This window comes from Geobacter anodireducens (genome assembly GCA_001628815.1).
Lineage (GTDB): Bacteria > Desulfobacterota > Desulfuromonadia > Geobacterales > Geobacteraceae > Geobacter > Geobacter anodireducens.
Window position 1 is genome coordinate 2,404,159 of sequence record CP014963.1, and the last position, 13,342, is coordinate 2,417,500.

The 13,342-nt window shown below is 59.1% G+C and carries 8 protein-coding genes, 2 rRNA genes and 3 pseudogenes (1 of these 13 cut by a window edge); 1 reads left to right on the plus strand and 12 read right to left on the minus strand.

Features of this window, described 5'->3' with window-relative positions:
* Positions 1-10: 10 nt before the first annotated feature.
* Positions 11-1,396, minus strand: a complete 1,386-nt coding sequence (locus tag A2G06_11020; protein ID ANA40728.1) for an asparagine--tRNA ligase — start codon at positions 1,394-1,396, stop codon at positions 11-13.
* Positions 1,397-1,490: 94 nt separating this feature from the next.
* Between A2G06_11020 and A2G06_11025 the strand changes: the two genes are divergently transcribed.
* Positions 1,491-1,862, plus strand: coding sequence for an NrdH-redoxin (locus tag A2G06_11025; protein ID ANA40729.1), 372 nt, complete (start codon positions 1,491-1,493; stop codon positions 1,860-1,862).
* 81 nt (positions 1,863-1,943) lie between these two features.
* Here the strand turns inward: A2G06_11025 and A2G06_11030 are convergent, their stop codons facing one another.
* From A2G06_11030 to A2G06_11080, 11 genes and pseudogenes are all read right to left on the minus strand, one after another.
* Positions 1,944-2,324 (minus strand): hypothetical protein, encoded by a 381-nt coding sequence (locus A2G06_11030; protein ANA40730.1) that lies wholly within the window; start codon positions 2,322-2,324, stop codon positions 1,944-1,946.
* Positions 2,317-3,182: pseudogene (locus A2G06_11035) on the minus strand (hydrolase). The gene A2G06_11030 and the pseudogene A2G06_11035 overlap by 8 nt, the downstream one beginning before the upstream one ends.
* 10 nt (positions 3,183-3,192) lie before the next feature.
* Positions 3,193-4,618, minus strand: a pseudogene (locus A2G06_11040) (hopanoid biosynthesis associated radical SAM protein HpnJ).
* 109 nt (positions 4,619-4,727) lie between these two features.
* Positions 4,728-5,963, minus strand: coding sequence for a diguanylate phosphodiesterase (locus A2G06_11045; protein ID ANA41662.1), 1,236 nt, complete (start codon positions 5,961-5,963; stop codon positions 4,728-4,730).
* A gap of 175 nt (positions 5,964-6,138) precedes the next feature.
* Positions 6,139-7,203 carry a chemotaxis response regulator protein-glutamate methylesterase gene (locus A2G06_11050; GenBank protein ID ANA41663.1) on the minus strand — a complete coding sequence of 355 codons (1,065 nt, stop codon included), beginning with the start codon at positions 7,201-7,203 and terminating at the stop codon, positions 6,139-6,141.
* Between the two features lie 28 nt (positions 7,204-7,231).
* Positions 7,232-7,714 carry a chemotaxis protein CheD gene (locus tag A2G06_11055; protein ID ANA40731.1) on the minus strand — a complete coding sequence of 161 codons (483 nt, stop codon included), beginning with the start codon at positions 7,712-7,714 and terminating at the stop codon, positions 7,232-7,234.
* Positions 7,711-8,574, minus strand: coding sequence for a chemotaxis protein CheR (locus A2G06_11060; GenBank protein ID ANA40732.1), 864 nt, complete (start codon positions 8,572-8,574; stop codon positions 7,711-7,713). Before A2G06_11060 ends, A2G06_11055 begins: the two co-directional genes overlap by 4 nt.
* Positions 8,575-8,607: 33 nt before the next feature.
* Positions 8,608-9,102 (minus strand): chemotaxis protein CheW, encoded by a 495-nt coding sequence (locus A2G06_11065; protein ANA40733.1) that lies wholly within the window; start codon positions 9,100-9,102, stop codon positions 8,608-8,610.
* A gap of 221 nt (positions 9,103-9,323) precedes the next feature.
* Positions 9,324-11,506, minus strand: a pseudogene (locus A2G06_11070) (chemotaxis protein).
* Between the two features lie 468 nt (positions 11,507-11,974).
* A 5S ribosomal RNA gene (rrf, locus tag A2G06_11075) occupies positions 11,975-12,091 on the minus strand.
* A 106-nt stretch (positions 12,092-12,197) separates the two neighbouring features.
* Positions 12,198-13,342 (minus strand): 23S ribosomal RNA (locus tag A2G06_11080); it runs 1,815 nt beyond the window's last position.

A 13,342-nucleotide genomic window follows, 5' to 3' on the forward strand; every position in this document is an offset into this window, starting at 1 on the left:
GCCGGAATCCTTAAAACTCCGCGTGACGAGGGGTACGGGGGAACGGGATCACGTCGCGGATATTCTCCATTCCGGTCAGGTACATGATGAGCCGCTCGAAACCGAGGCCGAAGCCGGCATGGGGGGTGGAGCCCCAGCGGCGGGAGTCCAGGTACCACCAGAGGCTCTCGGGAGCGATGCCGCTCTCGCGCATGCGGATTTCCAGAAGATCGCACCGCTCCTCACGCTGGCTGCCGCCGATGATTTCGCCCACCTTGGGCACCAGCAGATCCATGGCTGCCACGGTTCTGCCGTCGTCATTCAGGCGCATGTAGAATGCCTTGATCTCCCGGGGATAGTTGACCACGAAGACCGGCCCGCCCACCACCTGCTCAGTCAGGTAACGCTCATGCTCGGTCTGGAGGTCGAGCCCCCACTCGACCGGGTACTCGAAGGGGACTGCTGCCCGCTTCAGGTGCTCGATGGCCTCGTCGTACTCCATCATGGCAAAGGACGAACCGGCAACCTGCCTTACCCGGGCGAGCAGCCCCCGGTCCACGTGCTCGTTGAAAAAGGCCATGTCCTCGGCGCAGTTGGCCAGTACGTGGCGACACAGGTACCGGAAGAAATCCTCGGCCAGCGCGGCATCGTCCCTCAGGTCGGCAAAGGCCATTTCAGGCTCGATCATCCAGAATTCGGCGGCATGGCGGGGAGTGTTGGAATTTTCAGCCCTGAAGGTAGGTCCGAAGGTGTAGATGTCGGAAAAAGCCTGGGCAAAGAGCTCGCCCTCAAGCTGACCGCTGACGGTGAGGCCCGCCTGGGCCGCGAAGAAATCCTGGCTGAAATCGACCGCGCCGTCTGCCATGGGTGGGGCCGACGGATCGAGCGTGGTGACCCGGAACAGTTCGCCCGCCCCTTCGCAGTCACTGGTGGTGATGATGGGGGTATGGACGTAGAGAAAGCCCCGCTCGGCAAAGAAGCGGTGGACCGCCTGGGCCAGCGACGAGCGGATGCGGAACACCGCGCCAAAGGTGTTGGAGCGGGGACGCAGGTGGGCAATGGTCCGCAGGTACTCGAAGGTGTGGCGCTTTTTCTGCAGGGGATATTGTTCGTCGGCGCTGCCGATCACGGTCACCTCCGCCGCGTGGAGCTCCACGGCCTGCCCCGCGGCCGGCGACTCGGCAACGAGCCCCCGGACCGCCACGGCGGCGCCGGTGCCGATGGCTCGCACCTCGTCGTAGTTGGCGAGTCCCGGTTCGGCCACCACCTGGAGGCTCGCCAAGCACGATCCGTCATTCACCGCCAGAAAGGCGACCCCCTTGCCAACGCGGCTCGTCCTGACCCACCCCTTGACAGTCACTTCCCTGCCGGCCGGGGCTCCGGCCAGTATCTCCCGTATCCGTATCCGCTCGTTCAAGTGTCCTGTCCCCTGCCCATTTGACTTGCCCTTCCCCTTCGGTATAGTCTGGAGGAACGACGAAGCCAATTGTACAGCAAAGGAGAAGAGAGTCATGCGTAAAATATTCGCTGCGGCATGCGTTCTGGCGATTGCGGCTCTGGCCGTGCCGGCTCTGGCAGCCGACGTATCCCCCACCCAGAGCAAGATCGACGCGTCCGTCAAGAAGCAGACCTACCCCAAGGTGGTCCTCTATTCGGTGGCCTGGTGCCCCCACTGCAAGGAGGCCAAGGAGTACTTCACGGCCAAGAACATTCCGTTCATAAACAAGGACGTGGAACTGGATGCCACGGCCATGGAAGAGCTGACCAAGAAATACAAGAGCCAGGGCGTGCCGGTGATCATCATCGGCAATGACAAGGTGCTCAAGGGGTTCAGCCCCGACGCGTTCGAAAAGGCGGTAAAAGAAGTCCAGTCCAAGAAATAGGACGCCGTTCGTGCACGATGGACAGAACGAAAAAGGGAGCCGAACGGCTCCTTTTTTCGTTCTATATGAAGCATTCTGCCCTCAGGAGGTTCCGCTTTTCGTGATGAGCATGACTCCGACGCAGACCAGAATGGTGCCGGTCCAGCGAAGGGGTGAAACGGTCTCGCCGAGAAACCACTGGGAAAGAAACGCAACGAGGACGTAATTGAGGGCCTGCATGGGGAGGGCGACGGACAGGTCTTCCCAGGAAAGGACCGCCAGCCAGAGGAAGAAGAAGATTGCCAGCATGGCGGTGCCGAAAATCAACTTCGGCGAGGTGAGGGCCTGTCCGGCCACATTGAGGATGCCCCGCAGGTTCATGGCCGACAGGTCGCCGAGTTCCTTCATCCCCTTGGCCAGGAGAATGTCGCCGATGGTGCCGGCCGACACCGCCATGAGCATAATGATTACCGTTTTAAGCATAGGTCTTGACCTCTCCCCGATAGTTGCCGAGTTCGATGCCGAGCTCCTTCAGGCGCCCCTTGACCCGGGGGCTCGTGAGTGCCGCCAGTTCCTCCTCGTGCCGATAGTCCGGCATCCGGCGCGTGATCTCGGCGCAGGGAAGGCAGCCGGGATGGAAGTAGAGTTCCGTGGTCCCTTCTTCAAGGGTATCGAGCACCCGGAGCAGGTACTCCTCGGTCATGCGGCCCGAATTGAGGAGTCCCTTCACCTCCTGCGCATAACCGATGCCCAGGTGGTCGAGAATGGGCCGGCACCGGCCGGCGAGCTTCGAGAAGATGAAGCGTCCACCATCTTGCCGAACCCGCGTTCCCGGTCCAGGGCAAGGTTTGCCCTCAGGTTTTCCCGGCAGAGCCGGAAGGTGGTGATGCCGTGCTTGCGCATGAGTCCGCAAAGGAGGTCGAAGACCACCGGGTGCATGTGGATGTTCAGGTGGCCGTCCACATGGGAGAGCGGCAGCCCGGTCTGGAGGAAGCGGACGATCTGGGCCTCGATCTCGCGATAGAGTTGTTTGCGGAACGGGGGGATGAAAAAGTAGCGCATCCCCGTCTGGACCGGATCGTCGCTGAAAACCCCCTTGCTGTCGCAGATGGAGGGGAAACCACCGTGCTCCCCCACGGCCCGCCCCTGGACAAGGGTCAGGTGGAGCCCCACCTGGAGCCCGGGGTTGGCCTTTGCCAGGTGGACCGCCTCGTGAAATGCGTCGCCCCCCACCATGAGCGAGGCAGAGGTGAGTATCCCCTCCTGCCACGCCTTGATGACGGCGCGGTTGACCCCGTCGGAGAGGCCGAAATCGTCTGCATTGATAATGACGCGTTTCATGGGTTCGGAATCAGCAGGAATGGCCCGCGGCCTTGCGTTTTTTCATGTATTCCAGATACTGTTTCCCTTCCTTGAGCCGCTTGCGGCGCTCTTCGCCGTCGGTGATCATCTTCATGACCGTCCGGAGAATAAACTTGGGGCGGAAGTAGAACTTGTCGTAGAACTCCTCCACGGCATTGAAGATCTCCGCGTTGGAGAGGTGGGGATAGTTTATGACGCACATCTGGTGGCCCGTATCGTCAATGTAGGCGTCGGAGGCGATCCATCCCTCCTGTCGGCACAGGTCCCAGAACTCGGTGCCCGGATAGGGCGAGGCCAGGGAGGCCTGGATGGAGTTGAGATCCAAGGCTTTGGCGAACTCGATGGTCTCCCTGATGGTGTCCCGCGTCTCGCCGGGAAGTCCCATGATGAAGGCGCCATGCACGGAGAGACCGAGCTTTTTGCAGTTCCTGGTGAACTCGATGGCCTGTTCCTTGGTGACCCCTTTCTTGATGTTCTTCAGGATCTGCTCGTTCCCCGTCTCGTAGCCCACGACCACGTGGCGCAGACCCGCCTCGCGCATGATCTTGAGGGTCTCGTAGTCGCAATTGGCCCGGGCGTTGATGGTCCACGAGATGCCCAGCGGCTTCAGTTTGGCCGCCACCTCCCTGGCATGGCGCCGGTCCGCGGTGAAGGTATCGTCGTCAAAGGAGAGCTCGCGCATCTCGGGGATGTTGTCGACGATCCACTTCACCTCTTCGTAGACGTTCTGGGGGCTGCGGGTCCGCATGGCGCGCCCGGAAAAGGTCTGGGGCCAGAGGCAGTAGATGCACTTGGACGGACAGCCGCGGCTGGAGTAGATGGATACGTAGGGGTTTTTGAAGTGGGGGATGACATACTCGGCAATCGGCAGATCCCGCTTGTAGACCGGCGCCACGAACGGCAGCGCGTCCAGGTCCTGGATGGGGGGACGGTCGGGGGTATGGTGGATGACGCCGTCCTTCCAGAAGCTGATACCGTCGATCTTTTCCCACTCGCGCCCTTCGCAGAGCTCCTTGGTGGTGTAGTCGAATTCGCCGCGGCAGACGATGTCGATGACCCCTTCCCCCTGCCGGAGCGACTCTTCCGGGAGGACCGTCACATGGGGGCCGGTCAGGACCGTCACCATGGCCGGCTTGCGCTCCTTGATCCGGCGGGCGGTTTCGATGTCCAGGGAAAGCGTGGGGGTAGACGTGTACATCACCACCATGTCATAGTCAGCGGCAATGGCAAGACAGGCGTCCAGATCGAAGCGCTGCACCGGCGCGTCCACCACGCGGGAGCCGTCGATCATCCGCCGGGAAACAGAGCCAGGTGGGATACCAGAAGGACGTCACCTCCCGGGAGGCCTGGTAACGGGCACCGGCGCCGCCGTCGAAATCTTCGTAGGTTGGGGGGTTGAGAAACAGGGGCTTCATGGGTGCTCCTCTGCGCGCGGGACTGGCATATCCGCGTGAATAATCTGGCAGAATAGAGCCATGCAGCAGCAATGTCAAGGGTTATGGGATAACGTACGGCTGGGCGCGGTCAGGCGACTTCACCCAATTGGGTCGCCCAGTTGCAGGCATCCATCTGGACGGGAGCGAGACGCTCCATGGAGAGCTGGAACCGCTCAAAGCTGCAAGCGATGTTTTCGAAATCGTCCTTTTCGATCTTCTCCACCAGGGTAAGGAGCTCTCCCAGCTCCCCGGTTCGGGAAAGCAGCGCTTCCCGCACGTCATTGTCCAGATTGAGAGGGGCAAGGACCTCGTCCATGGAAACCTTGAGCAGTGCGTCAGCCAGGGATAGGATACCGGTCATGAAGGCGCGGTCGGGGTAGTCCCGATCCAGGCGGGCAGCGGGCTGTTCCGAGATGATGAGCTCCATGAGACGGGCCCGGGTGGCAGCCATGACCAGGAGTGGGTTGTCCCCTACCCCCTGGGCGTTGTTGGCGAAGAGTGCCATCATGGCCCAGCGCCGCAACTGGTGGTAGCCAAGCACCATGATCGCGTGGCGAAGCGAGGTGATCCTTTCCTTGAGACCAACAGCAACGGAGTTGACGAGCCGCAGGAGATTGAGGACCAGATTCGGGTTCTGCTTGAAGGTCTCCTCCAGTTCCGCCAGTTCCACTTCTGCCACCAACTGATTGAAAAGCTTGACGATGGCCAGCCGGCCCACGTCGACGCGGGTGCGGGTGAGCACCACGGGGCGGGCGAAGTAGTAGCCCTGGAAATAGGTAAAACCGAGCTTGGCGCACCGCTCGTACTGCTCCACCGTCTCCACCTTTTCGGCCAGGAGCTTGGTGTTCCACTTCCTGAGCGTCTCGACTTCCGAGGCAAGATTTTCCAGGCCGGTGCGGAACAGGTCAATTTTGATCACGTCAACGAGATGGTAGAGGGGCTCGTAGACCGGTTCATAGACATGGTCGTCAAGGGCCAGGGAAAACCCCTTTTCCCGCAATTCATGGCAACGGCCGATAACGGTTTCGGTAATCGGCACATGCTCCAGAAGCTCGATGACCACCTTTTCGGGCGGAAGAAGCTCCAGGGCCTCGCTCATGAGGACATCGGCGTTGACGTTGATGAACCCCTTGTGCTTGCCGAGTATCTCCCGGAAACCGAAACTGGAGAGCGCATCGAAAATCACACTGGCACTGGCCTGGAGATAGTCGGTCACATTGGCGTGGAGAGAGTCGGCTGACCGGAACAGAAGTTCGAAGCCGTAGAGCCGCTGCTCCCGATCAAGGATTGGTTGTCTGCCCAGGAAAAACTTTTCTTCCGCCATGTTTTCACCCACCCCCATGTACACCGCGACTATGCCAAGCTTAACCCGCTATAATCGAAACATCAAGGAGCTTTAGTTAAATAGCGCGTCGGACCATGCTCGGTGCCTGCCTCCATCCGGCCGGGTTACCCGTCATGGAAGAGCATGCCCACCCTGCCCGGTCAGTTACGGGGATTCAACTGCAATGCCTGATCACCTCCGCTGCAATGGCTTCCAAAGGCAGCACCTTGATTGCCCCGCCGCGTTTGATGGCTTCGTTGGGCATGCCGAACACCACGCAGCTCGCTTCGTCCTGGGCAATGGTCATGGCACCGGCATCCTTCATCTCGCGCATGCCGCTGGCGCCGTCGTCTCCCATGCCGGTCATAATGACTCCCATGGCGTTCTTACCGGCATACCGGGCCGCCGAACGGAACAGAACATCTACCGACGGGCGATGGCGGGACACTAGGGGCCCGTCCTTGATCTCCACATAGTATCGGGCACCGCTCCGCTTGAGGAGCATGTGCCGGTTGCCCGGAGCAATGAGGGCCCTGCCGCGGATCACCGAATCGTTGTCAACGGCCTCCTTGACCGAGATGCGGCAGATGCCGTCGAGTCGCTGGGCAAAGGCCCGGGTGAACCCTTCGGGCATATGCTGGACAATGACGATGGGCGGGCAATCGGCGGGGAAGGACTCCAGGAAAACGCGCAATGCCTCGGTACCACCAGTGGAGGCACCCACCACCACCACTTTCTCCGTAGTCTGGATCATGGCGCGGGAGGCCGGTTTCTCAAGGATTACGTCGGCACTGAGTTTGGGGGCAACGGCGTGGGGGCGGACGGGAATCTTCCTCAGCCTTGCCTGGCTGGCAGCCTTGATCGCATCGCAGATCCTGACCCGGGACTCCTCGAGAAACTGCTTGGTGCCGAGCTTCGGTTTCTGGATAATCTCCACAGCCCCGTACTCGAGGGCCTTCATGGCCGTTTCAGAGCCGTTCTCTGTCAAAGTGGAGCACATGACCACCGGAATCGGATGCTGGCTCATGATCTTCTGGAGGAAGGTGATGCCGTCCATGCGCGGCATCTCCACGTCAAGGGTAATGACGTCCGGCACTTCGCCCTTCATCCGCTCCGCAGCGATAAAGGGATCAGCAGCCGTTGCCATCACCTCGATCTGGGGGTCTGAGGCGAGAATATCCGCCATGGTCTGGCGGACCACAGCTGAATCATCGACAATGAGCACCTTGATTTTCTTCATGGATCTGCCCATCCCGGCCTTTTCCGGCTCAACTGTCCGCCTCGGTGCGGTTCAACCGTTTGAGCAGCACCTCACCCGTATGGGTATAGAAAAAGAGCTTGCGCCCACGGGTTCCCCCCACATCTGCCGCAACCACCTCAAGCCCTTCGGATGCAAGAACCTGGTGAGCGATGTCCACGTTGCGGCTGCCGACGCCCGGTCGGCTTGCGGTCGCCCCCAGCATGTCAGAACCGCCGAACAGTTTCACCTGGAGCTGCCTCGGGGTTATCCCGCGAGACATGAACATCTCCAGCATCCGGAAGATAGACGAGTCCACGTAACGAAAGGCGTCATCCCGCGGCCCGTCCGGCAATAGCGCATGACAGATGGCCGCCGCCCGGGAGAATACGTCGAACATGGTGACTGAAACGCAGGACCCCAGCACGGTCGTTACCACTGTCGGCTTCGTGGCGAAATGGAACTCTCCCGGCTTCAGGTAGATGTGAGGCAGCTTGGGATGCCGGGTGGTCATAACCCTTTCCGGTACACGGTGGATGCCATCTGGACAAAGGGAACATCCAGGCCCGAGAGGGTCTCGGAATGCCCCATGAACAGATAGCCGCCCGGGATCAGTTGCCGGTAGAACTTGTTCAGCAGCCGCTCCTGCGTCGTCTTGTCGAAATAGATGACCACGTTGCGGCAGAAAATAATGTCCATCGGTTCCCGCATGCCAAAGTCGCCATCCATGAAATTGAGGCGGCGGAATGTGATGCGGTGGCGGAGTTGGGGCACGATTCGCACCAGCCCCTTCTGCTCCCCTTTCCCACGGAGCAGGTACTTGCGGCGCAACGACAGGGGGACAGGATCGATCCGCTCTTCGTCATACACGGCAAGCCTGGCCTTATCGAGAACAGTGGTACAGATGTCGGTGGCGAGAATCGAAAACGAAATATTCTGCTGCTCGCTGAACTCCGAAAGCACCATGGCGAGGGTATAGGGCTCTTCACCGCTGGAACAGCCGGCGCTCCAGATGGAAAGCGGCTTGCGCAGTCCGGCGCCGGTCCGCTCCATGAGCTCGGGCAGGGCCTGTGAGACCAGATAGTCGAAATGGGCCGGTTCGCGAAAAAAGTCGGTCTTGTTGGTGGTTACGACATCGATCAGGTGGACGAGCTCTGTCTCGGTACCAGTGCGGCTGAACAGGTACTCCGAATAGTCCTTGAACGAGTTGATCCCCAGCTTGCGCAACCGTTTCTGGAGCCGGGCCTCCAGCATGGTCTTTTTGACCGGCGGCATCTTGATGCCACAAGTGTCGTAGATAAACTCGCTGAATCGGGCAAACTCCCGGTCGGTCATGGCCGTCGTGGTAATTCTGTCAGTCGCAGCGCTAAACATCCCCCCCCCAGCCATACCCCGGAAACCCGGTCTCTACGCCGCCTCGCCCGACATCGATCCGGCAGTCGCAAGTTCGCCGCTGGTGAAGGTCCGATCGATGTCAAGAATCATAATGAACCGTCCATCGTGTTTTCCCATGCCGAGGATGAAATCGGTGTTGAGCTTGGTTCCTATCCGGGGGGCCGGCTCGACCTGCTCCGGTTCCATTTCGAAAACCTCCTGTACCGAATCGGCCAGGGCACCGAGTATGAGCGTTTCGCTCCCATGGGCCACTTCAACCACGATGATGCAGGTATCGACGGTCGGCGCAGTCTCGGACATGCCGAACTTGAGCCTCAGATCAACCACCGGCACCACGCTTCCCCGCAGATTGATCACCCCGCGCATGAACTGAGGAGTCTGGGGCACTCTGGTAATGGAGGTAAGCTCAAGGATCTCCCGAACCTTTGCCACGTCAACGGCAAACACCTCATCGTCAAGCTTGAAGGTAAGATACTGCCTGATTTCGGCGATTGCGACAACGCTCATGGTAAACCTCCGTAACGCATGGACAGCCAAGCACCCGGACCTGTTTCCTCCCAACGGAGGAACCTTGGGCCGATGGATGTCACTTTGTTGTGATATCGGTGAATAACGGGAAATCTTTAGGCTTCTCAGGATATTCCCGATAGGCGGCTACGGGAAACCTGATGCCGTGCCACGACACAACGCACTACATGGCTGCCCCTACGTTCTGAACGCCAATGGCCTCAGAATTTCTCGAACTCGCTATCCAGATGATCGTGGCCTGCCATGTCCAGGGCAAAGCCGCCTGTAACGGGAGCACCCGTGCGACCATAGCCGTTGGCCGTGCCATTGGGGACCGCAGGAAGCCTGATGCGCGCTTGGCACTCGGCCGTGACGGCTTTGGCGCAGTCTTGCGTCTCACCTCTTCGCCGATCCTGAAGAAAGCAACCGTATCCTGGAGCTGTTCGGCCTGCGACGAAAGCTCCTCGGCCGTGGACGACATTTCCTCCGCTGCCGAGGCATTCTGCTGGATCACCTGGTCGAGTTGCTGGATGGCCTTGTTGATCTGCTCGGCACCCGTATCCTGTTCGCGGCAGGCGGCGCTGATCTCCTGCACCAGTTCCGAGGTGCGCTGAATATCGGGCACGATGGTGGCAAGCAGTTCGCCTGCCCGAATTGCAACCTCAACGCTCGACGAGGAAAGTTCACTGATTTCGCCTGCTGCCTTCTGGCTTCTCTCAGCAAGCTTGCGTACTTCGCTCGCCACCACCGCGAACCCCTTCCCGTGCTCACCCGCCCGCGCCGCCTCGATCGCCGCGTTGAGCGCCAGCAGGTTCGTCTGGCGGGCGATTTCTTCGATGATGGAAATCTTCGAAGCGATCTCCTTCATGGCCGAAACGGTATTGCCGACCGCCGTCCCTCCTTCGGTTGCGTCAGTTGCAGACTTGACGGCGATCCTCTCGGTCTGCGCCGCATTGTCTGCGTTCTGGCGGATATTGGACGACATCTGCTCCATGCTCGACGAGGCTTCCTCTGCCGACGCAGCCTGCTCGGTGGCCCCCTGGCTCATCTCCTCTGACGTGGCCGACAGTTGCTGACTGCCTGACGTGACGTTGTCCGCGGCCGCCATGATATCCGCCACCACGTCGCGCAACTTGGCCACCATGGAGGCAAGGGCCTTCATCAGTTCGTCGCGGTCTGAGCGCTCCTTCACCTCCACCGTCAGGTTGCCGGCGGAAAGTTCCTGGGCGAGCCTGGTAATTGCATTCATGGCATCAATGAGACTATTGAGGTTGTTTTTAATTTCGTTGAAATCTCCCTTGTATTCGGTCGTTATCTTCTCCGGAATATCACCGCGGCTGATCCGGTCAAGTGCCGTTGCCGTCACCTGTATCGGCTGCACAAATGCGTCAACCAACTGGTTAATGCCGGTCAGGAGCTCACCCCATCCGCCGCTGAAAGCCCGGGCATTGCCACGCACGCCCAGCCTGCCGTCTTGCACGGCGAAGATAAGGTCATCAGTTTCCTGACGCAGCCCCTTGAGCGTCTCGAGCATGGCATGGAGATTCCTGGCAAGAACGTCGCGGTCGGAGCGGACAACAACCTCGACTGCCAAGTCTCCTTCAGCCACGCGCTCTGCCGTCGTGGCAAGAGAACGCAGGGAGCCGATCATATTCTTCATGGACTTAAGTAGTTGTCCTGCCTCATCTTCGCGATCCGCGACGATCTCCATGGTCAAATCACCCTCTGCAAGGCGATTGCTTGCTTCCATGGCGCGGACGAGCGGGAGCGTAATGCTCCGAGTAATGAAAAAGGCCACGGCAACACCTATCAGGACAGCTATGATGCCGAACCCGATAAGGACCATGGTCACCTTGCCGATCGCGGCAACGTTATCGCGGCTATTGCTCAGGGCCTCGTTCACCTGGCTCTTCTGAAGTTTCTCGACCTTTTCGATCAGTGCTTCGTGGGATTTATCAAACTCCCTCATGAGAGGGTTGCCGGCTGTAATCCCCTGCTCCATATAGACCTTGGCCATCTTGACCCCGCTGAGATGAAAGGAGGTAAAGGCTGCCTCCAGTTCTTCCAGCTCCTTTAATGCAGCCGTATCATTTTCCTTGCGGAACATTTCGCGGAACTTCTCTACTTCCCGCTTTACAGTGGCAGCCGCTTCCTCAGCCCCCTTGAAACCATCGGGGTTATGGGTGGCGGCCACGGCTGTGAGACCCTCCGTCAACTCTGACAGGGCTAAGTCCATCTCGTACGCACTCATCAGGAATGGTATCGATTCTTCGGCCACCTGGCGCGACTCCTGATTGACCTCGCGCAGCAGAACAAGCGTTGCAAGGATCGCTGTCATGAATACGGCAACCACAACTCCGAAGCCGATACCAAGCCTCAAACCGACCTTCATGTTCTTGAACATAATCCGCTCCTTTGCCTGCGTATAGACGTCGGCATCTACATCCGGCGCTCATCCATGCAACACATATCTCTTCGACGGAGATGTAAATATATTTAGCTGGATTTTCTTTGATCTCCGATTGGCTGCAGAAAACGTTACCGAAATCATCTGTTCAAGGATAGCGACCAGTTGTTCCCGCGCCGGAGTTTTGGGGGTATTACCAGGGGTGATTGGCTCGTTGCAGGCGACAGAGGCATTGAAGCACCTGCTGGGAGTCGGAGAATTGCTGACGGGGCGTTTGCTCACGTATGACAGCCTGTCGCTGCGATTTCGTGAGATCGGTGTTGGCCGGCGTGCCGGCTGTGGAGCATGCGGGGAGTAGGGGGAGGGGGTTGTGCGGTGGCGGTGTTTGGGCAGAAGGGGTGGGGATCGGATGACCGAACGAAAGAACCCCCCTGATCCGTAGAGGACCAGGGGGGTTGGAAAAAATCCCGGCGGCGACCTACTTTCCCACACAGCTACCCGTGCAGTATCATCGGCCCAGAGGGGCTTAACTTCCGTGTTCGAGATGGGAACGGGTGTGACCCCCTCGGCATAGCCACCGAGAAACGGTATAAATGTATCTAAGTCAATTGCATTGATCGAGATTGAGTAGGGGTAGATAGTGGGGGTGGGGTTACCACCCCCGTATGAATAAAGCTCGGAAATAAATTATGGTCAAGCCTCACGGCCGATTAGTACCGGTCAGCTGAACGCATTGCTGCGCTTACACACCCGGCCTATCAACGTTGTGGTCTACAACGGGCCTTCAGGGGACTTGCGTCCCGGGGATACCTAATCTTGAAGGAGGCTTCCCGCTTAGATGCTTTCAGCGGTTATCCTTTCCGTACATAGCTACCCAGCGAATGCTCCTGGCGGAACAACTGGAACACTAGAGGTACGTCCATCCCGGTCCTCTCGTACTAAGGACAGCTCTTCTCAAGTATCCTGCGCCCACGGCAGATAGGGACCAAACTGTCTCACGACGTTTTAAACCCAGCTCGCGTACCGCTTTAATTGGCGAACAGCCAAACCCTTGGGACCGACTTCAGCCCCAGGATGCGATGAGCCGACATCGAGGTGCCAAACCTCCCCGTCGATGTGAACTCTTGGGGGAGATCAGCCTGTTATCCCCGGAGTACCTTTTATCCGTTGAGCGACGGCCCTTCCATACAGAACCGCCGGATCACTAAGGCCTACTTTCGTACCTGCTCGACGTGTCTGTCTCGCAGTCAAGCTCCCTTATGCCTTTGCACTCTACGGCTGGTTTCCAATCAGCCTGAGGGAACCTTCGCGCGCCTCCGTTACGCTTTGGGAGGCGACCGCCCCAGTCAAACTACCCACCAGACAGTGTCCCCGACCCGGATGACGGGCCTGGGTTAGACATCCAAAACAACCAGGGTGGTATTTCAAGGGTGGCTCCACCGAAACTGGCGTCCCGGTTTCACAGCCTCCCACCTATCCTACACAAGCTATTCCGAATGTCACTGTCAAGCTGTAGTAAAGGTTCACGGGGTCTTTCCGTCTTGCCGCGGGTACTCGGCATCTTCACCGAGAATTCAATTTCGCTGAGCCACTGGTTGAGACAGCGCGGAAATCGTTACGCCATTCGTGCAGGTCGGAACTTACCCGACAAGGAATTTCGCTACCTTAGGACCGTTATAGTTACGGCCGCCGTTTACCGGGGCTTCGGTTCAAAGCTTCGCTTGCGCTAACAAATCCCCTTAACCTTCCGGCACCGGGCAGGCGTCAGACCCTATACATCGTCTTGCGACTTAGCAGAGTCCTGTGTTTTTAGTAAACAGTCGCTACCGCCAT